24 protein-coding genes are annotated in these 24,226 nt (G+C 58.3%); 17 read left to right on the top strand and 7 right to left on the bottom strand.

Annotated features, from left to right (window positions below; all coding sequences use genetic code 11):
* Positions 1-14 precede the first annotated feature (14 nt).
* Positions 15-2,054, bottom strand: coding sequence for a DNA helicase RecQ (gene recQ / locus ACR0NE_RS03920; protein ID WP_170598270.1), 2,040 nt, complete (start codon positions 2,052-2,054; stop codon positions 15-17).
* Between the two features lie 78 nt (positions 2,055-2,132).
* Positions 2,133-2,420: a YggT family protein gene (locus ACR0NE_RS03915; RefSeq protein WP_170394943.1), complete on the bottom strand. Its 288-nt coding sequence runs from the start codon at positions 2,418-2,420 to the stop codon at positions 2,133-2,135.
* Between the two features lie 133 nt (positions 2,421-2,553).
* Between ACR0NE_RS03915 and ACR0NE_RS03910 the strand changes: the two genes are divergently transcribed.
* From ACR0NE_RS03910 to smpB, 10 genes are all read left to right on the top strand, one after another.
* Positions 2,554-3,921: an MFS transporter gene (locus ACR0NE_RS03910; protein WP_170598272.1), complete on the top strand. Its 1,368-nt coding sequence runs from the start codon at positions 2,554-2,556 to the stop codon at positions 3,919-3,921.
* A complete protein-coding gene (gene mepA / locus ACR0NE_RS03905) occupies positions 3,918-4,781 on the top strand; it encodes a penicillin-insensitive murein endopeptidase (RefSeq protein WP_170598274.1) in 864 nt (287 codons plus the stop codon). The genes ACR0NE_RS03910 and mepA overlap by 4 nt, the downstream gene beginning before the upstream one ends.
* Positions 4,754-5,638, top strand: a complete 885-nt coding sequence (locus ACR0NE_RS03900; protein WP_170598276.1) for an esterase-like activity of phytase family protein — start codon at positions 4,754-4,756, stop codon at positions 5,636-5,638. The genes mepA and ACR0NE_RS03900 overlap by 28 nt, the downstream gene beginning before the upstream one ends.
* Before the next feature lie 91 nt (positions 5,639-5,729).
* Positions 5,730-6,377: a queuosine precursor transporter gene (locus ACR0NE_RS03895; RefSeq protein ID WP_170394930.1), complete on the top strand. Its 648-nt coding sequence runs from the start codon at positions 5,730-5,732 to the stop codon at positions 6,375-6,377.
* 263 nt (positions 6,378-6,640) lie between these two features.
* The gene (arfB, locus tag ACR0NE_RS03890) at positions 6,641-7,060 is read left to right on the top strand and encodes an alternative ribosome rescue aminoacyl-tRNA hydrolase ArfB (protein ID WP_170394928.1); all 420 of its coding nucleotides are present in this window, start codon (positions 6,641-6,643) and stop codon (positions 7,058-7,060) included.
* Between the two features lie 60 nt (positions 7,061-7,120).
* Positions 7,121-7,867, top strand: coding sequence for an SDR family oxidoreductase (locus ACR0NE_RS03885; RefSeq protein WP_170598278.1), 747 nt, complete (start codon positions 7,121-7,123; stop codon positions 7,865-7,867).
* An 82-nt stretch (positions 7,868-7,949) separates the two neighbouring features.
* The gene (locus ACR0NE_RS03880; RefSeq protein ID WP_170598449.1) at positions 7,950-8,963 is read left to right on the top strand and encodes a P1 family peptidase; all 1,014 of its coding nucleotides are present in this window, start codon (positions 7,950-7,952) and stop codon (positions 8,961-8,963) included.
* A gap of 112 nt (positions 8,964-9,075) precedes the next feature.
* Positions 9,076-9,489, top strand: a complete 414-nt coding sequence (locus ACR0NE_RS03875) for a c-type cytochrome (RefSeq protein ID WP_170394920.1) — start codon at positions 9,076-9,078, stop codon at positions 9,487-9,489.
* A gap of 144 nt (positions 9,490-9,633) precedes the next feature.
* On the top strand, positions 9,634-10,176 hold the full coding sequence (gene idi, locus ACR0NE_RS03870; RefSeq protein WP_170394917.1) for an isopentenyl-diphosphate Delta-isomerase: 543 nt from the start codon (positions 9,634-9,636) through the stop codon (positions 10,174-10,176).
* A 44-nt stretch (positions 10,177-10,220) separates the two neighbouring features.
* Complete coding sequence (gene smpB / locus ACR0NE_RS03865; RefSeq protein WP_170394914.1) at positions 10,221-10,703, top strand: SsrA-binding protein SmpB; 483 nt, start codon at positions 10,221-10,223, stop codon at positions 10,701-10,703.
* Here smpB and glpK read toward each other — a convergent pair.
* From glpK to panB, 3 genes are all read right to left on the bottom strand, one after another.
* Positions 10,700-12,178, bottom strand: a complete 1,479-nt coding sequence (gene glpK / locus ACR0NE_RS03860; protein ID WP_170598280.1) for a glycerol kinase GlpK — start codon at positions 12,176-12,178, stop codon at positions 10,700-10,702. The two genes, smpB and glpK, sit on opposite strands and share 4 nt — an antisense overlap.
* A gap of 70 nt (positions 12,179-12,248) precedes the next feature.
* Entirely contained in the window at positions 12,249-13,100 is an 852-nt protein-coding gene (panC, locus tag ACR0NE_RS03855) for a pantoate--beta-alanine ligase (protein WP_170598282.1), read from the bottom strand.
* A complete protein-coding gene (gene panB / locus ACR0NE_RS03850) occupies positions 13,097-13,936 on the bottom strand; it encodes a 3-methyl-2-oxobutanoate hydroxymethyltransferase (RefSeq protein ID WP_170598284.1) in 840 nt (279 codons plus the stop codon). Before panB ends, panC begins: the two co-directional genes overlap by 4 nt.
* Before the next feature lie 171 nt (positions 13,937-14,107).
* On the opposite strand from panB, the gene ACR0NE_RS03845 reads away from it, so the two are divergent.
* The 5 genes from ACR0NE_RS03845 to ACR0NE_RS03825 all read left to right on the top strand — a co-directional run bounded on the left by ACR0NE_RS03845 (position 14,108) and on the right by ACR0NE_RS03825 (position 20,592).
* A complete protein-coding gene (locus tag ACR0NE_RS03845; protein WP_170408558.1) occupies positions 14,108-15,595 on the top strand; it encodes an ABC transporter substrate-binding protein in 1,488 nt (495 codons plus the stop codon).
* Positions 15,596-15,749: 154 nt separating this feature from the next.
* Positions 15,750-16,697 (top strand): ABC transporter permease, encoded by a 948-nt coding sequence (locus tag ACR0NE_RS03840; RefSeq protein WP_170426057.1) that lies wholly within the window; start codon positions 15,750-15,752, stop codon positions 16,695-16,697.
* The gene (locus ACR0NE_RS03835; RefSeq protein WP_170408556.1) at positions 16,694-17,509 is read left to right on the top strand and encodes an ABC transporter permease; all 816 of its coding nucleotides are present in this window, start codon (positions 16,694-16,696) and stop codon (positions 17,507-17,509) included. The genes ACR0NE_RS03840 and ACR0NE_RS03835 overlap by 4 nt, the downstream gene beginning before the upstream one ends.
* Positions 17,506-19,104: a dipeptide ABC transporter ATP-binding protein gene (locus ACR0NE_RS03830; RefSeq protein ID WP_170598286.1), complete on the top strand. Its 1,599-nt coding sequence runs from the start codon at positions 17,506-17,508 to the stop codon at positions 19,102-19,104. Before ACR0NE_RS03835 ends, ACR0NE_RS03830 begins: the two co-directional genes overlap by 4 nt.
* 36 nt (positions 19,105-19,140) lie before the next feature.
* Positions 19,141-20,592 (top strand): aldehyde dehydrogenase family protein, encoded by a 1,452-nt coding sequence (locus ACR0NE_RS03825; protein ID WP_170598288.1) that lies wholly within the window; start codon positions 19,141-19,143, stop codon positions 20,590-20,592.
* On the opposite strand, the gene pncB is transcribed toward ACR0NE_RS03825, so the two are convergent.
* The gene (gene pncB, locus ACR0NE_RS03820; protein WP_170394888.1) at positions 20,589-21,881 is read right to left on the bottom strand and encodes a nicotinate phosphoribosyltransferase; all 1,293 of its coding nucleotides are present in this window, start codon (positions 21,879-21,881) and stop codon (positions 20,589-20,591) included. The genes ACR0NE_RS03825 and pncB overlap by 4 nt on opposite strands.
* Positions 21,882-22,045: 164 nt before the next feature.
* Here pncB and ACR0NE_RS03815 point away from each other — a divergent pair, with 164 nt between their 5' ends.
* Entirely contained in the window at positions 22,046-22,576 is a 531-nt protein-coding gene (locus ACR0NE_RS03815; RefSeq protein WP_170598291.1) for a hypothetical protein, read from the top strand.
* A gap of 3 nt (positions 22,577-22,579) precedes the next feature.
* Here the strand turns inward: ACR0NE_RS03815 and pncA are convergent, their stop codons facing one another.
* Positions 22,580-23,173 (bottom strand): bifunctional nicotinamidase/pyrazinamidase, encoded by a 594-nt coding sequence (gene pncA, locus ACR0NE_RS03810; RefSeq protein WP_170598294.1) that lies wholly within the window; start codon positions 23,171-23,173, stop codon positions 22,580-22,582.
* 96 nt (positions 23,174-23,269) lie between these two features.
* Here pncA and trhO point away from each other — a divergent pair, with 96 nt between their 5' ends.
* On the top strand, positions 23,270-24,175 hold the full coding sequence (gene trhO, locus ACR0NE_RS03805; protein ID WP_170598297.1) for an oxygen-dependent tRNA uridine(34) hydroxylase TrhO: 906 nt from the start codon (positions 23,270-23,272) through the stop codon (positions 24,173-24,175).
* Positions 24,176-24,226 lie beyond the last annotated feature (51 nt).

Raw genomic sequence — 24,226 nt, 5'->3', positions numbered from 1 at the left:
CTGCTCAGGCGTATCTAGCCCGCCTGTTGCAGCACGTCCAGAAACGCCGCGCCAAACCTTTCGTGACGACGGTCACCCAGAACCTGCTCCATCGCTCGTGGATCATCCGGGTGCAGTTGCGCCACTTTCGCCAGTTGCGAGGCCGTACAGCTTAGCGGTTTGTCGATCCCGTCGGGGCCACGCGACAATTGCGATTGAACCTCAAGCAACTGATCGTAAATGTCGCCCTGATTGCGGCCGGCAAGCTTGCGCCGCGCCGGGTGCAATTCTTCTACCGCGCCGGTCAGCACCTCAAGGAAAGTGGAACCATAGCGCTCCAGTTTCTTTGACCCAATACCGCTGATCCGCGCCATGTGGTCCAGATTTGCAGGTCGGGTTTCTGCCATCTCAATTAGGGTGCGATCAGGAAAAATAACATAAGCCGGGACCCGAGCGGCCTCGGCCAGTGCGCGCCGCTTGGCCTTGAGCGCCGAGAGCAGCGGCGCGTCTTCCTCGGACACCATCGCTTTGACAGCGGGTCGTCGGGTGGCTTTGCGGATGGTATCCTTGCGCAGATCGATCAGCGCCTCACCTTTCAGGATGGGTTTGGCGGTTTCTGTCATACGCAGCGCGCCGTGGCGTTCAGGGTCGGGGCGCACCAAATCATGGCCCATCATCTGCCGGAAGATCGCTTGCCATTGTGGGCGCGACCAGTCCTTGCCGATGCCGTAGGTGGACAGATTGTCGTGTCGCCGTGCGCGAATTTTATCAGTCTCGTTGGCAAGCAGAATGTCGATCAGATGACCTGCGCCGAACCATTCCTCGGTGCGTAGAATGGCGGACAGAGCCATGCGGACGGGCGTTGTGCCGTCGAAGACTTCAGGCGGGTTGTCGCAGAGATCGCACTTGCCGCAGTGTTCAGCCTGTTCCCCAAAATACCCCAGCAAGCTCTGGCGGCGGCATTTCAGTGCTTCGGCCAATCCCAGCAGCGCGTTAAGACGCGCATGATCCGCCATGCGCCGTTCAGGTGGGGCCAGCCCTTCGTCGATCTGTGAGCGTCGTAGTCGGATATCGTCAGGCCCGAACAAGGTCAGGGTCTCGGCTGGTCCACCATCGCGCCCGGCGCGACCGATTTCTTGATAATAGGCCTCGATCGATTTCGGCAAATCCGCATGGGCGACCCAGCGGATGTCCGGCTTGTCGATACCCATGCCAAAGGCGACCGTAGCGACGACAATCAGCCCGTCCTCGCGCGCAAAGCGAGCTTCCACGATGCGGCGATCCTCGGCCTCCATCCCGCCGTGATAGTGGCAGGCCGTGTGACCTTCGGCGCGCAGGGCTTGCGCCAGCACCTCGGTCTTGTTGCGGGTCCCGCAATAGACGATGCCTGATTGGGTTTTGCGCGCGGCAGCGAAATCGAGGATCTGTTTGCGCGGTCCATCCTTGGCGGCAAAGGCCAGATGGATATTGGGCCTGTCGAACCCCCGCAGGAACTTGCGCGGCTCAACACCGTCGAACAGTTTTTCGACGATCTCGTCCTGCGTTTCCGCATCCGCTGTCGCGGTGAACGCGGCGAGGGGAACATTCAAAGCGCGCCGCAGTTCTCCGATCCGCAGATAATCAGGGCGGAAATCGTGGCCCCATTGGCTGACACAATGGGCTTCATCCACCGCGATCAGATTGACGTTAATCCTACGCAGCATCCCCAGCGCCGACCCGGCGGCCAGTCGCTCGGGCGCCATGTACAGAAGCTTGAGCCGTCCAGCCTCTAATGCGTCCCACACCGCATCAGTTTCTTCGGGGGTGTTGCCCGAGGTGAGCGCGCCCGCCTCGACACCGGCTTCCTGCAGCCCACGCACCTGATCGCGCATCAAGGCGATCAGCGGAGAGATCACAACAGTCACGCCGTCTCGCAGCAACGCAGGTAATTGGAAACATAAGGACTTGCCCCCACCAGTGGGCATGATCGCCAGCACGTTTTCACCTGCGGTCACGGCGTCGACGATCTCTTCCTGACCGGGGCGGAAGTTGTCGAATCCAAAGACGTCTCGCAACAAGGGTGCGGAGTCGAACATGCGACGGAGGGTCCTGTTTTATGGTTTATCTGCTCTTAAGACAGGACCATCACATACTAAGATTCGGTGAACAAGAGGTCAGTAGAAATAGACCGCGTTGTTGATCAGGATGATCCGCAACGCATAGACCCCGATCAGCACCACCAGAGGGGTCAGATCCAGACCGCCCATGGCGGGCAGAATGCGGCGAATGGGGCCGTAGATCGGCTCTAACAAACGGTTCAGTCCGTACCAGATTTGCGCCACCAGTTGCTGGTGCAGGTTCAGCACCTGGAAGTTGATCAGCCAGCTCATGATCACATGGGCAAGGATGATGAACCAGACAATGTCCAGGATCAGCAGAAGGATTTGGATCAGCGACAGCATGGGCACTCCGTTCGTCAATTGCCCTGAGACCTAAGCGTCACAGCCGCAAAGAGCAAGTGCGCCCCAACAGAACGCTTGCGAATTGACCCAAAGCCCCGTCTTATGATCGCAACAATAATAATATGGGGCAGAGATGGCGGAGATTTCCAAGCGTAAGCGCATCTGGGGCTGGTGGTTTTTCGACTGGGCCAGCCAGCCGTTCCATACATTGCTGGTGACCTTTGTCTTTGGCCCCTATTTCGCCGGGGTGGCGGCTCAATACTATGCGAATACCGGATTAGACACCGATGCTGCGGCGGCGCAGGCGCAGACCGTCTGGGCGAATTGCCTGACCATAACTGGGCTGATCATCGCGTTCGGAGCGCCCCTGTTGGGCGCGATGGCGGATGTTTCGGGTCGGCGCATCCCGTGGATTCTCGGGTTTTCGGTGATGTACGCGGTGGGGTCTGCCGCGTTGTGGTATACGATGCCCGATGGCTCGAACATGTGGTTGATGCTGTCGGCTTTTGGTCTGGGCTTTGTGGGCGCAGAATATGCACTGATCTTCATCAACTCTCAGCTGCCCGATCTGGGTGACGATAGAGAAGTGGGCGAGATTTCAGGTTCGGGCTTCGCCTTCGGCTATTTCGGAGGCCTGCTATCGCTGGCCATCATGCTGGCGCTGTTTGTTGAACAGCCCAACGGCAAGACCTTGATTGGTATGAATCCGTTGTTCGGGCTGGATGCGGCAACGCGTGAAGGGACGCGGTTTGTCGGCCCCTTCACCGCTGGATGGTTCGTGTTGTTCATGGTGCCGTATTTCCTGTGGGTTCGGGATGATCCTGAGACCAACAAACAGGGTAGCGTGGGTGAGGCGCTGCGCTTGCTGGGCAAGTCCGTGGCGGCTTTGCGTCACCGGGTCAGTCTGGCGACCTATCTGGGGTCGTCGATGTTCTATCGCGACGCGTTGAACGGGCTATACAGTTTCGGAGGCGTCTACGCGCGGTTGGTGCTTGAATGGGACCTGATAAAAATCGGCGTATTTGGAATCGTCAGCGTTCTGGCCTCGGCCATCTTTGCGTGGATCGGGGGCAAGATGGATCGCAAGTACGGCCCTAAACCGGTGATATTGGTTGCGATTTGGGTTCTGATCTTTGTCTGCGTAACGGTTGTGTCGATGGATCGAACACAGATCTACGGAATTTCATTACCCGTAGGCTCGGGCCTGCCGGACATGGCGTTCTTCGGGTGCGGAGTTCTGATCGGCGGCATGGGAGGTATTCTGCAATCCGCCAGCCGTTCAATGATGGTACGCCATACTGATCCCGCCACCCCGGTCGAGAGTTTTGGGCTGTACGGGCTTTCGGGTCGGGCGACCGCCTTTGCAGCGCCGCTATTGATCGGAATAGCAACAGCAGCAACCGGTAGTGCAAGACTGGGGGTGTCACCGATCATTCTGTTGTTTATTCTGGGCCTAGTCCTGATGCGCTGGGTGAAACCGGAAGGGGATCAGAGCAGATGATTTTACTACGTTTTTTGGCCGTTCTGGCCGCAATAGTACTGGCAGGCGTGGCCACGGCACAGCCCTTGGCCAAACAGTTATTCGGAGCCCAGAAGGTTGGGTCGCAGCAAAAATCTGCCGCATTCGGCAGTTATTCGCGCGGGTGCGCCGCCGGGTCGGTGCAACTCCCTGAAACCGGGCCAACTTGGCAAGCCATGCGCCTGTCGCGCAATCGCAATTGGGGGCATCCTCAGGCGATCGACTATGTGCAGGATCTCAGCCGGTTTGCCGCGAAACAACCGGGGTGGAATGGTCTCTATATCGGGGATATCAGCCAACCGCGGGGGGGGCCGATGACCTCGGGCCATCGTTCGCATCAGTTGGGTTTGGATATCGATATCTGGATGCTGCCGGGCGATAACATGCGCCTAAGCCGCAAAGCACGCGAGAATATCTCGTCTATATCCTTGCGCCGCGCGAACGGCGCGTATGTAAACGGCAACTGGACCAAGCAGCACCATGCGGTATTGCGCGAAGCCGCTAAGGACAAGCGCGTTGCCCGGATCTTCGTGTTCCCGGGTGCAAAGGTGCAGATGTGCAATGACGAGAAGGGCAACAAAGCCTATCTGCGCAAGATCCGGCCATGGTGGGGACATCACTATCATTTCCACGTGCGGTTGAAATGCCCGAAAGGATCGAAAGGCTGTGTAAATCAGGACCCGCCACCCAAGGGTGATGGTTGCGCCGAGGCGCAGCAATGGGTGCGCAATATTCTGAACCCACCGCCACCTGATCCAAATGCGCCAGCACCGAAAAAGCGTCGTGAGTTTCGCCTGGCTGATCTACCCCAGCAATGTACCGCCGTTCTGCAATCCAACTGATCACGGCGCTTCTGCTGGCAGGGACTGTTCAGGCGATGGAGCTTAAGCAGGCTTCGCTGCTGGACAGCTATGTCTGGCGCGACAACGCCAACTGGTTCGGTGGATTTTCGGCGATTCATATCTCCGAAAACGGGCGGAACATGGCCGCTATCAGTGACCGGTCAACACTGATCACCGCGCGGATTGAACGAGATCAAGATACGATCAGAAACATCCAAATCCTTGACCAGTGGCCGATTCTGTCCAGCAAAGGCCGTATCTTGAAGGGGAGGGCAGGGGATTCCGAAGGGCTCGCCGTTGCTGCAGACGGCAGCGTTTACGTCTCGTTCGAAGGCGTTCACCGAGTCGTGCATTACACTGCCCCCGACGCCAATGGACGGGTTCTGCCGCGCCCGCGAGAGTTCCTGAATATGGACCTCAACGGCTCATTTGAAGCGCTGGCGATAGATGGTCGCGGGCGGTTGTATACGCTGACCGAAAAGACCCGCACTGTTCGAGGCGATATACCGGTCTATCGCTGGGATGGCGCACGCTGGTCAGCGCCTTTTGTGTTGCCGCCCCGTGGAAAGTTCCTACCGGTTGCAGCGGATTTCGGGCCCGACGGGAGGCTCTATGTGTTAGAGCGTGCGGTGGCTTTCATCGGCTTCCGCTCACGCCTGCGACGCTGGGTGATCTCTGGCGACGTGCCCAAGGCCGAAGAAACGCTGTTTGAAACCGCTACCGGGACCCATGATAATCTGGAAGGTCTTTCGGTCTGGCGCGATCAGGACGGGCGGTTGCGCGCAACCATGGTATCGGACGACAATTTTCGTTCCTTGCAACGTACCGAGCTGGTGGAATATTTGCTGCCCGATTGACAGGCGGCAGACAAAGGTCTAAACGCACGGCCTGCCTCGGGATGAGCCTGGGGCCAAGTCGCCGCTACCTTGTCAAAACGGGCATCTGAAAATGCAACGCAGCTTTATTCCCGGCATCCTTGCCATGGCCTCGATCGTCGTGGCCTCAAACATCCTGGTCCAGTTCCTGATCCTTGACGGCCTGTTGACCTGGGGTGCCTTCACCTATCCGTTGGCCTTTCTGGTCACCGACATCATGAACCGCGTCTACGGCGTGGGTCCGGCCCGCAAGGTCGTATTCGCCGGTTTTGTCACCGGTATCATCTGCTCGCTGATCGGCAGCCAGATCATGCTGCAGGGTGACGGCTTCACCTATGCCGCCGTGCCGCTGCGCATCGCAGTCGCTTCGGGCACCGCCTTCCTGATCGCGCAACTGACCGACGTCACTGTGTTCAACTCACTGCGTGGTGGACGCTGGTGGCGCGCGCCGCTGGTGTCGACACTGGTTGGCTCGGCGCTGGATACAGCGATCTTCTTTACCCTTGCGTTCTCGGCCTCAGTTACCGTCTTTGGTGCCAATGCAGATGCAGCGATCAACTGGGCGTGGGAGCCTGTGCCCTTCATGCTGTCCGGCCCGATGGCCCCGCTCTGGGTAACGCTGGCCTTCGCCGACTGGCTGGTGAAACTGTCGCTGGCGCTAATCGCCCTGATTCCGTTCAAGGTGATTGTTGCCCGTTTGACCGCCGCGCAGCCAGCATAAAAAAGTGCTTTGAGATTGGCGCATCTTGTGTCAGGCTCAGAGTTAACCGCAACAGATAGAAAAGGAGGTGATCCAGTGTCGAGAAAGAGATTGGAGAGAGGTGTTGGAACAACCGGGGGGATCGCCTGTTAAGGCAGCCCTTGGCGGAGCGCTCGCTCCGGCTGGTCGATTGATCTAACCGACCCAACCTCCTGAACTTTCGAAGGGCCGTCCCGCCGGGGCGGCCCTTTTTGTTTTCAACTGCGCCCTGTAAGGTCCGATCCATGTTGCGCATCACCGACGATATCGCCCTGCAAGACTGGGAAATGACCGAAAGCTTCGTGCGGTCCTCTGGTCCGGGTGGGCAGAACGTCAACAAGGTCTCCACCGCCGTTGAGCTGCGGTTCGAGGCCGCGCGCTCACCCTCCTTGCCTGATCCGGTCAAGACACGTCTGAAACGGCTGGCCGGACGTCGCTGGACCAAGGACGGCGCCATCATCATTCAATGTGAAGAAACACGCTCTCAGGCCCGCAACCGCGACATCGCGCGCGCCCGGTTGGCTGAACTGATCACGCGGGCTTTGGTCAATCCCAAGCGCAGGATCGCGACCAAACCCACTTATGGTTCGGTCAAGCGAAGGCTTGCTGCTAAGAAAGCCCGCGCGGATGTCAAAGCCCTGCGAGGCAAAGTGTCCGAAGATTGATCTGGCAGTTTCGCTGCACGTTGCTACTCTGCCGGTGCAAGACGCAGGGGAGGTAAAGCCATGAGGCTTGAGGGAAAAACCGCCATCGTAACCGGCGGCGCATCCGGGTTCGGCGCTGGGATTGCGCAAAAGTTCCTGACCGAAGGCGCCCGCGTGATGATCGCAGATATCAATGGCGAAGCGGCTTCCGACATGGCGTCTGCGGTCGGCACGAATGCCATCGCACAGCGCGTTGACGTCTCGGATGCGGCATCGGTTCAGGCCATGGCAAATGCGGTGTCGGAAGAATTCGGAAAGCTTGATATTCTGGTGAATAATGCGGGCGTGACGCACCTGCCGGCCCCACTTGAGGACGTCGATGACGATGAATTCGACCGCGTCTTCGCCGTGAACATGAAATCCGTCTACCTGACCGCGCGCGCCTTTGTTCCGCAGATGAAGATACGCGGCGCGGGGACGATCCTGAACGTGGCCTCAACGGCAGGCCTGTCGCCGCGCCCTAATCTGAACTGGTACAACGCCTCCAAAGGCTGGATGATTACCGCGACCAAGACGATGGCCGTCGAACTTGCCCCCTCGGGCGTGCGCGTCAACGCGATCTGCCCGGTGGCGGGTGAAACCCCGCTGCTGAAAACCTTCATGGGTGAAGACACCCCGGAAATCCGCGCCAAATTCCTGTCGACGATCCCGCTTGGTCGCTTCTCAACCCCCGGAGATATGGCAAACGCCGCCTGTTTCCTCTGCTCGGACGAGGCCAGCATGATCACCGGCACAGCCCTGGAAGTGGACGGAGGCCGATGCATTTGATCCGCCCTTCATCTGGCCATAAATAACTCCGCCGGAGGCAGCGCGCCCCAGCGCGCTTTCCGGCCCAGTGCGCGAGACGAAAATGAACCCCGGACCCAGAAACCTGATCACTGATGTCGCTGGCCTCAAGGTTGGCAATGCGCACGATGATACGCTTAAATCAGGCACAACTGTCCTGACGGCGGACGACCCGTTCACAGCTTCGGTTCATGTGATGGGCGGCGCCCCCGGCACGCGTGAGACCGACCTTCTGGCGGTCGACAAAACTGTTGATCGGGTCGACGCGATTGCTTTGTCCGGCGGCTCGGCCTTTGGACTGGATGCGTGCTCGGGCGTTTCAGACGCATTGCGCGCTCAGGGGCGCGGATTTCAGGTCGGTTCGGCCGTCGTGCCCATCGTGCCGGGCGCGATTCTGTTCGATCTACTCAATGGTGGAGATAAGAACTGGACCGAAAATCCTTATCGCGATCTGGGGAAGTCTGCGTATTTGACCGCCTCACCAGAATTTGAACTGGGCTCGGTGGGGGCTGGTACCGGCGCATTGGCCGCGATGCACAAGGGTGGCTTAGGCTCGGCTTCGTTAAAGCTTGAGGGTGGCGTAACCGTCGGTGCGCTGGTTGCGGCCAATCCGCTTGGCAGCGTAACCACACCGGGTGATCGGCATTTTTGGGCTGCGCCGTTTGAGATCGATGACGAGTTCGGTGGATTGGGGCCAGACCCGGCCTCGGGCCTTGGTTCCTCTCTTGTCAGCCGCAAGGCGCAAATGATGCATTCTGTTCCGCCAGATCGCGCAAACACCACGATTGCTATAGTTGCAACTGATGCAGCGCTGACCAAACCGCAATGCCAGCGTCTGGCGGTAGCAGCCCATGACGGCATCGCCCGCGCCATCGTGCCTGCGCACACGCCTGGCGATGGAGATCTGGTATTCGGTCTCAGCACCGGCGCGCGCACGGTTGGCCCCGAGGCGATGGCGATGATTGGCCATGCGGCCTCGATCTGTCTTGCGCGCGCGATTGCACGGGCTATCTATCTGGCTTCCCCCCGCGCTGGCGACCTGCTGCCCTGCTGGTCGCAGTTACATGACTTCGGTTAAGTACGACACCGATCGCCTGTGACACAGTGCCGTCGCGCGGCAATCTGCGCGTTGACTCTCTGCTGTGCCAGCGATCCATTCGGTGCAGCCAATTCATATCGGAGCAAAAGCTATGAATCGTATCCTTGCCACCGCAATTGCCGGTCTGCTGGCCCTTCCTGTCTATGCAGAAGGTGATGCCGAAGCGGGTAAGAAGACCTTCAATAAATGCAAATCCTGTCACATGATTGCTGACCCTGCGGGTGAAGTTATCGTTAAGGGCGGTAAGACGGGTCCGAACCTGTACGGAATCGCAGGCCGCACCGCCGGCACTGAAGAAGGCTTCAGATACGGCGATAGCATCGTGGCCGCGGGCGAAAATGGGCTGGTCTGGGATGAAGAGACTTTCGTGGCCTACGCCCAAGACCCCAAAGCATTCTTGAAAGACTATTTGGGGGAAACCTCGGCCAAGTCGAAAATGACCTTCAAGCTGAAGAAAGGCGCCGAAGACGTTTACGCCTATATCGTGAGCGTTTCGGGAGAGTAACTCCGCCAACAGGTTTACAGACGAACTTCGAAATGCCGCAGCCCCTGCGGCCTTTCGTGCGATTGATTGACATTGTAATCAGCGCCACTTTGGGGAAAACCGGTAAGGCCATGTGCACCGGAGATCGCCAACAGGAGACGACAGATGGGAATCTTGATCCCGGCTTGGGTTGAGGGCGAACTGACACCCGTCGACAAGCTGGAGGCGCATGAAAAGGGGCTGCGACACAAGGCTGTGTCCGTGTTTGCCGTGCGCGGGACCGAGATATTGCTGCAACGCCGGGCGATGGGCAAATACCACACGCCGGGTCTATGGGCGAATACCTGTTGTACGCATCCGGATTGGGACGAAAGCGCTTCGCATTGTGCCGTCCGGCGCCTGCGCGAAGAATTGGGCATCACCGGGCTTTATCCCGAATATCGGCATCGATTGGAGTATCACGCCGATGTCGGCAACGGAATGGTCGAGAACGAGGTGGTCGACGTCTTTCTGGCCCATGTGCGTGGAGCCCTGAAAATCGAGCCTAACCCGGAAGAAGTGATGGATATCCGCTGGGTCGATTACCACGATTTGCTGGCCGAGGTGAAACGGCATCCCGACCGTTTTACCCCGTGGCTCAAGATTTATCTGCACAATCACGCTGACACGATATTTGGACCTGACCTGATAATCTCGGCCAATTCGTAACCCTGCCTTGCAAGGCGGACGCAAGCGGCATACATCAACGCGCCATGGCCAAGCAGAAGCAGAACACTGACCCGAATTACAAAGTGATCGCCGAAAACCGGCGTGCGCGCTTCGATTATGCGATCGAAGACGATCTCGAATGCGGTATTGTCCTGGAAGGGTCCGAGGTCAAATCCCTGCGCGCCGGTGGGTCGAACATTGCTGAAAGCTACGCGTCCGTCGATGATGGAGAGCTATGGCTGATCAACAGCTATATCGCGCCCTATGAGCAGGCCAAGGTCTTCAAACATGAAGAACGCCGCCGCCGTAAACTGCTGGTGTCACGCAAGGAACTGTCGAACCTGTGGAACGCGACCCAACGCAAAGGCATGACGCTGGTGCCGCTGGTGCTTTACTTTAATCACAAGGGTCGGGCGAAGCTGAAGATCGGCATCGCCAAAGGTAAGAAGCTGCACGACAAGCGCGAAACGCAGGCCAAGCGCGACTGGTCACGGCAGAAACAGCGCTTGATGAAGGACCACAGTTAGAACGCCATGGCCGCCTGAACCGCGCGTTGCCAGCGTGCATAGGCCGCGTCTCGGTCAGCTACGGGTTTTGCAGGCTCAAACCGCCGGTCCAGATCCCAGGTTTCGGCGAATCCGGCCTGATCCGGGTAGACACCCGCTTTCATGCCCGCCAGCCATGCGGCACCAAGCGCGGTGGTTTCCTGCATCACCGGGCGGTCGACCGGGGCGCCCAGAATGTCGGAAAGCCCCTGCATGGCCCAGTCCGAGGCGCTCATTCCGCCGTCGACGCGCAGGATCACGTCAGTCTCTGCGCCCCAATCGCCCTGCATGGCGTGCCACAGGTCGCGGGTCTGGAACGCGATGCTTTCCAGCGTGGCGCGCGTGATTTCGGCGCGGCCTGAATTGCGAGTCAGGCCAAAGATTGCGCCCCGGCAATCGGGTTTCCAATAAGGCGCGCCCAGGCCAGTAAAGGCAGGGACGAGAACAACGTGCTGGTTTGGATCAGCTTTGGCGGCCAGTTCACCGCTTTGCGGTGCGGTTTCGATGATTTGCAACGCATCGCGCAGCCATTGCACCGCCGCACCGGCAATGAAAATCGAGCCTTCAAGCGCATAGGTTTTCTGCCCGTCCAACTGATAGGCAATTGTCGTTAGCAGCCGGTTTTTCGATTCAACTGGCTGCGTACCGGTGTTGAGTAGTGCGAAACAGCCCGTGCCATAGGTGGATTTCATCATGCCCGGCTGGAAACAGGCCTGTCCGATGGTGGCAGCTTGCTGATCCCCCGCCACGCCGAGAATTGGAATATTACCGCTAAACAGGGAGGTCGATCCGAAGTCTGCGGCGCAATCGCGCACGTCGGGCAACAAAGCTTGGGGGATGTCCAGCAAGTCGCAGATCTCGGTACTCCATTCCCCTTTGTGAATATCGAATAGCAATGTGCGGGCCGCATTGGTGGCGTCAGTGGCGTGCACGCGCCCTTCTGTCAGTCGCCAGATCAGGAAGGTATCGATAGTGCCAAACAGCAGCTCTCCGGCGGCGGCACGGTCGCGTGCGCCGGGGACGGTATCAAGCAACCATTTGACCTTGGTGCCTGAAAAATAAGGATCTAGCAGCAGACCGGTCTGGGCAGTTACGTCATCCTCGCATCCCGCTTTGCGAAGACGCTCGCAAATCTCAGCGGTGCGACGGTCCTGCCAGACGATTGCGTTGTGAATGGGGGTCCCGGTGGCGCGATCCCAGATGACAGTGGTTTCGCGTTGGTTGGTAATCCCGATACCAGCGATCTGTGCCGCGGATACACCTGTCGTTTGCATCACTTCACGGCAAACCGTCAGAACGCTGTCCCATATCTCCTCGGCATCATGCTCAACCCAGCCTTCCTGTGGGAAATGCTGTGTAAACTCGTGCTGCGCAGTGCCGACGCGCTGCATTTGCGCGTCGAACAGGATTGCACGAGACGATGTGGTGCCCTGATCGATTGCCAGAATATAGGTCATTCCTGCGCCCCTCCCGCTTTGGTTTTGCAGGACTTTAGCGCAAACACAACCAAACGTACCAGAGGGGAAATCAGACCGGAGACACCGGTAGATTGTCGATCAGCCGCACGCCGTCGACCAAGGCTGCCGCAAACAGTCGTGCGGGTCGTTTGGCATGGGTCATAGGCTCCAGCGTTTCAGCGCAGCGTAGTTGCAGATACTCCACTTCGTTGAAACCGGCGGCCAAAAGATCGGCCTGTGCCTGAGAAGCCAAAGCTTCGAATTCTTCGCCGTTTTCCAGCGCCTGAACAACTGCACGCATGATACGATGTTTTTCGGCTGCGATGGCCAGACCATCCTCGGATAGCCTTTGATTGCGCGAAGACATTGCGAGGCCCGAAGGTTCACGCACCGTGGGGCAACCAATCACCTCGATCGGGATATCGAGGTCGCGGGCCATCCGGTGGACGATCATAAGCTGCTGATAGTCTTTTTCCCCGAAATAGGCTCGATCCGCTTGCGTTTGCAGGAACAGCTTGGCGACAACTGTTGCCACACCATCGAAATGACCCGGGCGGAATTCTCCCTCCATCGCGTCGGTCAGACCCGAGACCGAGACTGTGGTGGCGAAGCCATCAGGGTAAATCTCGTCCGGGTCGGGCACGTATATCGCATCGACGTTGTAAGGCGCGAGCTTTTTCGCGTCTTCTTGTTCGGTGCGCGGATAGTTGGCGAGGTCTTCGGGGTTGTTGAACTGCTTGGGGTTTACAAAGATCGTCACGATCACCCGGTCGCAAGCCGTCTTCGCGGCTTCGGCCAGCGACAGATGCCCCTGGTGCAGCGCACCCATGGTGGGGACAACTCCGATCACCTCACCATTCAGATGCCAATCACGGGTCAGGGCGCGCAAGTCTGCCAGTCGACGCAGAATAGGCGCGGTCATGACTTGGGTCCTTTGACGGGTACGGCATTGGCAAAGACATGTTCGTCTGCCGGGAAGCTTCGCGCACGAACCTCGGCTGCGTATTCAGCAATGGCGGCTTCGGCCAGCGGGCCAAGATCAGCATAGCGTTTGACGAATTTCGGTTTGAAGGCGGTGAAAAAGCCAAGCATATCGTCCACCACCAGAATTTGCCCGTCGCACCCGGCCGAGGCACCAATGCCGATTGTGGGGATCGCAATCTCAGCGGTAATCCGGTTGGCCAAACCCTGCGGAACTTTCTCTAACACGACCGAAAACGCGCCTGCTTCAGCGACGGCCCGGGCGTCGGCCAATACGGCATCGGCCTGTTCGTCGCGCCCTTGTACCTTATAGCCACCCAAAGTGTTTATCGACTGCGGTGTCAGGCCAATGTGTGCCATCACCGGGATCCCACGTTTGACCAGAAACCGGATGGTTTCAGCCATCTCGACGCCACCTTCCAGCTTAACCGCCCCAGCTCCTGTTTCCGACATCAGCCGGGCTGCGTTGCGGAATGCCTGAGCCGGGTCATGCTCGTAGCTGGCGAAAGGCATGTCGATCACCATCATTGCCTTGTCCAGACCACGGGCAACGGCCTGGCCGTGCATGATCATCATCTCCATCGTCACACCAAGGGTCGACGTCAACCCGTGCAACACCATGCCGACGCTGTCACCGACCAGAACGAAGTCACAATGCGCATCCATCAACTGCGCCATCGGTGTTGTGTAGGCGGTCAACGAGACCAGAGGATCAGTACCTTTCCGGGCGCGGATATCCTCGGCGTTCGGGGCTTTCTTGCGGGCGGTGGCGCTCATGCTCGCTCCTCGCAGGGTTCATGTTGCAGCGCGGCATAGCAGATGCGGCAGGCGCAAAGAAACCCCGGTTGCGCCAACAATTCCTTGATTGACCTCGGGTTTGCGAGGACATTGGTCGCAGATCGGCCCGAAAAAAGCAGGGCTAGCCAATTTCAGTGGGGAGAGATTTTCATGACAAAGCAGCGCTTTCGCTCGTTCGCGTCGGCCCTAGTCCTTGGCGCGGGCCTGTTTGCCACGCAGGCCATGGCCAAATCTGACATCACCATCGCCATGCAGCTTGAGCCACCGCATCTGGACCCGACCAGCGCTGCGGCGCAGGCTATCGATTCGGTTGTCTACACCAATATCTTCGAAGGCCTGACCCGGTTCATGGGGGATGGCTCGGTGGTGCCGGGGCTGGCCGAAAGCTGGGAAATCTCGGATGACGGTACCGTTTACACATTCAAGCTGCGCGACGGTGTGACATTTCACGATGGCACAACGATGGATGCCGAGGACGTCAAGTTCACCCTTGATCGCGCCACGGCAGAAGACAGCGCCAACGCGCAGAAGGCTTTGTTTGCGGGCATTAAAAGTGTCGAGGTGGTGGACCCCCTGACCGTTCAGGTGACGTTGAATGAGCCAAACGGGAACTTCCTTTTCAATCTCGCCTGGGGTGACGCGGTGATCGTTGCGCCCGAAAGCATCGAGAATATCAAGACCAATCCGGTTGGCACGGGGGCCTTCACCTTCTCTGACTGGCTGCAGGGTGACAGCATCATCCTGAATCGCAACCCCGACTATTGGGGCGAACAGCCTGCGCTAGAGACCGCAACGTTTAAGTTCATCTCGGATCCGACCGCCGCCTTTGCCGCCATGATGGCCGAGGATGTAGACGTGTTCGACAACTTCCCCGCACCCGAGAATCTGCCGCAATTCGAGGCTGATCCGCGCTTTCAGGTTCTTGTCGGCTCGACCGAGGGGGAAACCATTCTGTCGACCAACAACAAACAAGCCCCGTTTGATGACATATTGGTCCGACAGGCATTGGCCCACGCGATTGACAGGCAGGCCATCATTGATGGGGCTATGTTCGGCTATGGCACACCCATCGGTACGCATTTTGCTCCGCATAACCCGGCTTACGTCGATCTGACCGGCAATTCGGCCTATGACCCGGAAAAAGCCAAGGCGCTGCTGGCCGAGGCCGGGTATCCCGATGGGTTCGAGACCACGCTGCACTTGCCGCCGCCTTCCTACGCCCGACGCGGGGGTGAAATCATCGCTGCGCAACTGGCCGATATTGGCATCACCGCCGAGATCATCAATGTGGAATGGGCGCAATGGCTGGAAAGCGTGTTCAAGGGCAAGGAGTTTGGCCTGACCATTGTCAGCCATACCGAGCCGATGGATATCGGTATTTATGCCCGGCCCGACTATTACTTCCAATATGACAGCACCGACTTTCAGGCATTGATGGACACGCTGAATTCGACCACAGACCCTGATGAGCGCACACGTTTGCTGGGTGAGGCACAGCGCTTGATTTCGACCGATTACGTCAACGGGTACCTGTTTCAACTTGCCAAGCTTGGCGTGGCCAAGGCCGGTGTTGAGGGGCTATGGGAAAACGCACCCACGGCAGCGATTGATCTGACCGGGATCAGTTGGTCCGAATAGAAGAACAGAGTTGGACCGGGGCGATGGCCAGCGCCCCGGCGCGAACTGTTGCACCATGAAACCCACAAGGAATCTGGTTTGGCGGGTTTCTTTTGTCTATCTTCTCGTACCTTAGGCGCTGGACCCACACGGGATGTGACCCTAACGTTTCCAAATGCTCCGCTACGCCCTCAAACGTCTGCTGTCGCTGATCCTGAGCCTGGCCGTCGCCTCGGTTGTCATCTTTGCAGTGATCGAGGTCGCGCCCGGTGATCCGGCGTCGTTCATGCTGGGCGTGAACGCGCAGGCCGATACATTGACCGCGCTGAGAGCTGAACTGGGCCTCGATGTCTCGAAGATCGAGCGGTACTTTAACTGGGTCGGCGGGATGCTGGTTGGGGATTTTGGTACGTCCTACACCTATCGCACACCCGTGTCGCAGATGATCGCAGATCGATTGTGGGTGTCATTGCCGCTGGCTTTATACGCGCTGACCCTGTCCACGCTGATTGCTTTCCCCGCCGGTATCTACGCAGCCTCACGGCGCGGCAAACCGGGTGATCTGACCGTGATGGGTGCGACTCAGCTTGGTATCGCGGTGCCGAATTTCTGGTTCGCGATGATGCTGGTGCTGGTCTTTGCCATCAACTTGCGCTGGTTCAATGCCGGCGGGTTTGCAGGGTGGGAGAACGGCATTTGGACCGGTCTACATTCGCTGACCCTTCCAGCCATTGCATTGGCCCTGCCGCAAGCGGCGATCCTTGCGCGGGTTATGCGCTCGGCTCTGTTGGATATTCTGGCCGAGGATTTTATGCGCACCGCACGCGCCAAGGGCCTTTCGCGTCGGCAGGCGCTTTGGCGACACGGAGTGCGGAATGCTCTGATCCCGGTACTGACGATCATTGGACTCCAATTTTCCTTCCTGCTGGCGGGTTCGATCATCATCGAACAGGTGTTTTATCTACCCGGCCTCGGGCGGCTGGTTTTTCAGGCCATATCGGCGCGCGATCTGATCGTCGTGGAATCGGTAGTTATGCTGCTGGTCTTTGCCGTCATCATGGTGAACTTTTTTGTCGATCTGGCCTATGCCGCAGTCGATCCAAGGCTGAGGAGCAGGACATGAGCCGCAACCTGATCCTTGGCGCGACGCTGTCCTCACTGGTGGTGCTGGCAGCGCTGGTGTCCTTTGTCTGGACCCCATACGACCACGCCGCGCTGAGCATTCCGGCCAAGCTGCAGCCACCCAGCGCGCAGCACTGGTTCGGTACCGATCATTTCGGACGCGACATGTTCTCGATGATCATGGTTGGTGCGCGCACCTCGATTGCGGTGGCGCTTGTCGCGGTCGGGATTGGCATGGCGCTGGGCGTTCCCTTGGGTCTGGCTGCCGCTGCGCGCAGTGGATCGTGGCTAGATGAATTCATCATGCGCGGCAATGATCTGGTCTTTGCATTCCCCTCTCTCGTCATCGCCATTCTGATCACCGCCGTCTTTGGTGCCGGGGCCATAAACGCGATCATCGCCATCGGTATCTTCAACATCCCCGTTTTTGCCCGCATCACCCGAGGCGCAGCTTTGTCTCTTTGGGAGCGCGAGTTTATCCTTGCCGCCCGCGTGTCAGGCAAAGGCGCGGCACGGATATCGGCTGAACATATCCTGCCCAATGTCGCCAATCTGCTGATCGTTCAGGGAACAATCCAGTTCTCACTTGGCATTCTGGCCGAGGCCGGGCTGTCCTATGTCGGTCTTGGTGCGCAACCGCCTACGCCAAGCTGGGGCAGAATGCTGGCCGATGCGCAGACGATGGTTAGTTTTGCCCCGCATTTGGCTCTGATTCCGGGTCTTGCCATCATCGTGACGGTATTGGGCCTGAACCTTCTGGGTGATGGCTTGCGCGATTGGCTGGACCCTCGGATACGGGTGGCCCGCGCATGAGTCTTTTGCAGATCAAGGACCTCTCGTTGGCTATCCATGGCACGCCGATTTTAAAGAAGATCAACCTGTCGATTGCCCCTGGGCAGATCGTGGCTGTGACCGGAGAAAGCGGTTCGGGCAAATCAATGACAGCCTTTGCCGTGATGCAGTTGCTGCCAAACGATGCCGAAGTAGATGGGGTGCTAGAGTTAGAGGGCCAGAACCTGCTGAACCGGTCTGAGGCCGAGATTTGTGCGTTGCGGGGCGCTGCGATCGGAATGGTTTTCCAAGAGCCGATGACTGCCCTGAACCCGGTGAAGACCATCGGCGATCAAGTTATGGAGACTATCCTGATCCACAAGGCCATGCCCCCGGCCAAAGCGCGCGCTCGGGCCGAAGAGGTTCTAGCCCGGGTTGGATTGCCAACCGACAGGTTTCCGTTGAAGCGTTATCCTCACGAACTGTCAGGCGGTCAGCGCCAGCGAGTGGTGATCGCCATGGCGATTGCACTGCGCCCCCGACTGTTGATCGCGGATGAGCCGACAACGGCGCTTGATGTGACCACGCAGGCGCAAATCCTTGATCTGCTTAAAGGGCTCGTGTCGGAGTACGGCATGGGTCTGCTGATGATCACGCATGATTTGGCGGTGGTTGCAGACATGGCGGATCAGATTGTGGTCATGCGGCACGGGGAGGTTGTTGAAACGGGCGCAACAGATCATCTCCTGCGCCATATGCAGCACCCTTACACCCGTATGCTGTTCGAAGCTTCGGGGCATCAAGTCAACCTGCCGACCTCTCCTGCACCGCGAGCGTTGCTTGAGGTCGAGAACGTGGTGCGGGACTACCGTCTGCCCCGAACGCGCCTGTTTGCCACGCCAGGTCATCATCGGGCCGTCGATCATGTCAGCTTTACCCTGAATCGGGGGGAGCGTTTAGGGCTGGTTGGAGAGTCCGGTTGTGGAAAATCGACCCTAACACGAGCTATTTTGGGCTTGGAGGAGGAGCAGCAAGGCCGCATTTCCCTTGATGGCCAGCCTGTTTTCACCGGCCACAAACCCAATCTGGCAGTGCGACGCAAGATGCAGGTGGTGTTTCAGGACCCCTACGGCAGCTTCAATCCTCGCCACCGGGTCGCGCGCCTGATCACCGAGCCATTTCATTTGCTGGACACCCCGCCAACCGGTTCTGAACGGCAGGATCGCGTCGCTGAGATGCTTACCGCCGTTGGCCTAAGCCCCGATGATGCGGGCCGCTACATTCACGAATTCTCGGGTGGGCAGCGGCAACGTATCGCTATAGCGCGCGCTCTGATTATTCGACCCGAGTTGATCCTGTTTGATGAGGCTGTCTCGGCGCTGGATGTCTCAGTCCGCGCCCAAGTTCTCGACCTGCTGGCCGAGCTTTGTGCGACTTACGATCTGACTTACCTGTTCATCAGCCATGACCTGAGCGTGGTTCGAACCATTACCGACCGTGTGTTGGTGATGCAGGCCGGCAAGATTGTGGAACAGGGTGAAACCGAGCAAGTCTTCACAGAGCCTCAGCATCCTTACACAAGAACTCTGATCAATGCGGCACCGAAATTGCCGGAGACAGGACGAGGCGCTGCATGAAAGACCTTTGTATAGAGCCTGATATTGGAGCCTCCGATGACTAACCCTCTCTGGTTCGATCCCAAACTTTGCCTGATCGGCGGAGAATGGAAAATGCCCGCGTCAGGTCAAACCTTGCCGCTGGTGAATCCCTCGGACGGTTCCGAAATCTGCCAGATCGCTCGAGGTGGCGAAACCGATATCGACGCTGCGGTGCAGGCCGCCCGATCCGCGTGTGATGGCGATTGGGGTCGCATGACGGCCCTGGAGCGAGGGCGTATTCTCACCCGACTGGGGCAACTGGTTCTGGACCGAGTGGATGAACTGGCACAGCTAGAGGCGATGGATGTCGGCAAACCGCTGACCCAAGCGCGGGCAGATGCGGTAGCATTGGCGCGGTATTGCGAATTTTATGGTGGCGCTGCGGATAAAGTGATGGGCGAGACCATTCCCTATCTGGATGGCTATACCGTCTACACGTTGCGCGAGCCGCACGGTGTGACCGGCCACATCGTGCCGTGGAATTATCCGATGCAGATCATTGGCCGTTCTGTCGGGGCGGCGCTGGCAATGGGTAACGCCTGTGTTCTGAAACCGGCGGAAGAGGCCTGCCTGACCGCACTGGCCTTCGCGCATCTGGCGATACAGGCGGGCCTTCCGCTTGGTGCCCTGAATGTGGTGCCTGGCCTGGGGGCTGAGGCGGGCGCGGCCCTGTCGGCACACCCGGGTGTGGAGCACATTTCATTCACCGGTTCGGTCGCGACAGGCGCGTTGGTTCAGCAGGCGGCGGGACGAAACGTTGTTCCGGTGACACTGGAACTGGGCGGCAAGTCGCCGCAACTGGTTTTCGAAGACGCCGATCTGGATGCCGCGCTGCCGTATCTGGTGAATGCGGGTATACAGAATGCGGGCCAGACCTGCTCGGCCTCGTCGCGCATTCTGGTGCAGCGCGGTGTATATGATGCGGTGAAATCCCGTATGGCGACTGCCTATCAAGAACTCACCGTTGGACCGGCGGTCCAGGATTTGCGCGTCGGTCCGCTGATCTCAACACGGCAAAAAGAAATCGTGACCGGTTTCCTTCACCAAGGCTCGGACTTGGCGATTGCCGCCGAGGGCCAGATTGCGGCTGGCGCACCCGAATCCGGCGCATATGTCCGGCCCACATTGTTCTCGGATGTGCCGCCCGATCATGCCTTGGCGCGGGATGAGATCTTTGGCCCCGTACAGGTTCTGATCCCGTTTGACACCGAAGAACAGGCTCTAACCATAGCAAATAGCACCGAATATGGCCTTGTTGCCAGCGTCTGGACTCGAGATGGTGGGCGGCAGATGCGGCTGGCCAAGGGTTTGCGTTCGGGGCAGGTGTTCATTAACAACTACGGCGCGGGCGGAGGTGTCGAGCTGCCTTTTGGCGGCGTTGGAAAATCCGGCCATGGCCGCGAAAAAGGGTTCGAGGCGCTTTATGGGTTCTCACAACTGAAAACGGTTGCGGCCTACCACGGCTAAACGATCACTTCGATCGGCTCCTGCGCTCCAACGCCAAAGACGCGCTTGTACCGCTCAATCTGCTCGGCGGGTCCCATCGCCTTTTCCGGGTTGTCAGATAGTTTGACCGTCGGGTAGCCATTGGCCGAGACCGCCTTGCAGACTAGCGAAAAGGGAGCCAATGCGTCATTCGGTACAAGTTCGCGGAAGTCATTGGTCAGCAACGTACCCCAGCCGAACGAGACATTGGTTTGATCCGCGAACTGAGCGTGCAATTCGCGTATCTTGTCCACATCTAACCCGTCCGAGAAAATAACCCGCTTCTGCGTCGGGTCTTCGCCGCGTGATTTCCACCAGTCTATTGCGATTTTTGCGCCGGTAGCGGGGTCGCCGCTGTCAACGCGAATGCCGGTCCAGCCTGCCAGCCAGTCAGGCGCGCGATCCAGAAACCCTTTGGTGCCATACGTGTCGGGCAGAATGATGCGCAGATTTCCATCATGTTCCTCGTGCCAGTCGCTGAGGACGTCATAGGGCGCCTGCGCAAGCGCGGCGTCGTCTTCGGCGAGCGCAGAATACACCATAGGTAGTTCATGTGCGTTGGTGCCAATAGCCTCAACTTCGCGTCGCATTGCGATCAGACAGTTGGACGTTCCGGTAAAGGACGAGCCCAAACCTTCAATCATGGCTTGCACACACCAGTCCTGCCAAAGGAAGGAATGCCGCCGCCGCGTGCCGAAATCCGCGATCCCAAGCCCCTCAATAGTGCGAAGCTGGGCTATCTTTTCCCATACGCGTGTCATTGCACGGGCATAGAGCACCTGTAGTTCGAACCGGCGCATATCGTTCAGAACCGCGCGTGAGCGTAATTCCATCAGTACGGCCAGCGCCGGGATCTCCCATAGCATGACCTCGTGCCACTTACCCTCAAAGGTCAGCTCATACTGATCACCCTTACGCTCCAGATGGTAAGGGGGCAGGCGCAGGTTCTCGAACCATTCCATGAAATCCGGGCGGAACATCTGACGCTTGCCGTAGAATGTATTGCCCCGCAACCACGTGCTTTCCCCACGACTCAGACTTAGCGAGCGGATGTGATCCAACTGCTCGCGCAGCTCGCCTTCATCGATCAAACGGGCCAATGGCACGTGATTCGACCGGTTGATCAGCGAAAACACCACATCGGTTTGGGGCTTATTTCGAAACACTGACTGGCACATCAGCAGTTTGTAGAAATCTGTGTCGATCAATGACCGGATAATCGGGTCAATCTTCCATTTATGATTGTAGACCCGCGTCGCGATATCGACCATGGGGACCTCCTGCAATTTCCGTTGTTAGATCAATCGGAGCACGAAATGGCAAGAGTCGCGGAATTGGGAACAATGCCCACGACAGAACACATTACGGGCTTATTGTGGGTTTCCTTCACGCTTTAGTGAGGGGTGGGGATGGAACTGAAGGTTGAAGTTAGTGAATGAGTCTCGAGTACGATTTTGACATTGTTGCAATAGCTCCGGATGAGGTTGATCCTGAGCATGGGCAAACATCGATAACTGGGCGGCCCCCGGTGCGGGCGCGGTTCAGGGATATCAAGACGGCAGACGCTTTGCGCGCTGCATCGCCCAAGATTCGCAGAATATTTCTGGAATCAGGATTTAGCCTGGACGAGTCGGATGGGCATCTTGCCCGAGGTTATTTTCGGCCAGAAGAGGCTGAAGATCGCCTCCTGATCCTAAAGCGGCTTTTTGCGAATATCCGGAATATGGGTGTCCAGGGAGAGTATAGTGGTGAGTTCGATTTCCATCACTTCTTGGGCCATATCAGGTCCGCAAAGCCCGGGACCGTGAACCGGAAAATGCCCGAGCGACCATTGCAAGCGCCACGCCCAAGACCAGTGCGTCCAAAGCGTCGCACGGTTTCTGGGCGTATCGGTTTCGCGTTAGGTCTTGCTGTGATCCTGTTTGTGTTTCTGAAACTTCTGGCCGAGCATGGTGCCGCGCTTTGATCCTCAGGCCAGTGTCACACCTGCTGCGCGCATTGCCTGCTCTGCGACAGCCAAAGATCCGTCCATATCAATGGCGCGGCACAAGTTGCTTAAGACAGTGACATCAAACCCCAGCTGTGCCGCATCTACCGCCGAATAATGCACGCAGAAATCTGTCGCCAAACCGACCATGGTCAGCTGCGTGATCCCGCGCGTCTCAAGATAGCCTTTTAGACCAGTGGGCGTGGAATGGTCGTTTTCGAAAAACGCGCTATAGCTATCGATAGCGCTGCGAAATCCCTTGCGGATGATCAGATCGCCATCTGTCCGCAAATCCGGATGGAAGTTCGCGCCTGCGCTGCTCTGAACACAGTGATCGGGCCACAAGACCTGAGGGCCATAAGGCATGTCGATCATCTCGAACGGCGCTTTGCCAGTATGAGAACTGGCGAATGAAGAATGCCCCTCCGGGTGCCAATCCTGTGTCAGGATCACCGTATCGAACGTATCCATGATCGCATTGATCGGTGCGACGATCTCGTCCCCTCCGGCAACGGCAAGCGCGCCGCCGGGGCAGAAGTCATTCTGAACATCGATAACGAGCAGGGCGTGGGACATGCTGACCTCCTAAAGTCGTGTTATCGGTATGGTGCGCAGCGGGTATCGTCAATCCGGTCTCTTGTGTGTTTTTGCCAAGGGCATTAGATCGCCCACATGTACACAATCGCTGCCCTATATCATTTCACGCGTTTTCCCGACCCAGATGCGCTGCGCCTGGCTTTGCACGAGCTTTGCCGCGCGCAGTCGGTAAAAGGCACCCTGCTGTTGGCGCAAGAAGGGATCAATGGCACCATCGCCGGACCCCGCGCAGGTATCGATGCGGTTCTGGCGCATATCCGTGCTTTGCCAGGATGCAGTGATCTTGAGTGGAAAGAGGCGACCTCGGACCACCCGCCCTTCGGCAAGATGAAGGTGCGGTTGAAGAAAGAGATCGTGACGATGGGCCAGCCCGATGTCGATCCCCGCGCAAATGTCGGGAATTACGTCGAGCCTGAGGACTGGAACGCGCTGATCCGATCAGATGATGTGGTGGTGATCGACACCCGCAACGATTACGAGGTGGCGATTGGCACGTTTGAGGGTGCAATAGACCCTAACACAGCCAGTTTCCGCGATTTCCCGGCGTGGTGGGAACAGAACAAGGACCGCTTTCACAACAAACGCGTTGCCATGTTCTGCACCGGTGGCATCCGGTGCGAAAAATCCACCAATTATCTGCTGGGGCAAGGGGTCGAGGATGTCTATCACCTGAAGGGTGGCATCCTGAGGTATCTGGAAGAAACGCCACCCGAAGACAGCACTTGGCAGGGTGAGTGTTTTGTCTTCGACAACCGCGTTTCAGTTGGTCATGGTCTGGTCGAAGGCCCACACAAGCTGTGCCATGGTTGCCGTCGCCCGATCCTGCCCGAAGATGTGAAACGCCCTGAATACGAGCATGGCGTATCCTGCCATCGGTGTATCAATGAGACTTCAGAACAGGACAAGGCGCGGTTTCGCGAGCGGCAAAAGCAGATACAGCTGGCCCGCGCGCGGGGCGAGGAACATCTGGGCTCTGACTGAAATCAGCTTGCAGGCTGCGTTTGAAATCGGATGATTGTGCGCAAGCCCAAC

This window comes from Ruegeria sp. C9, from assembly GCF_056537585.1.
This window is presented reverse-complemented; position numbering and strand designations above follow the sequence as displayed.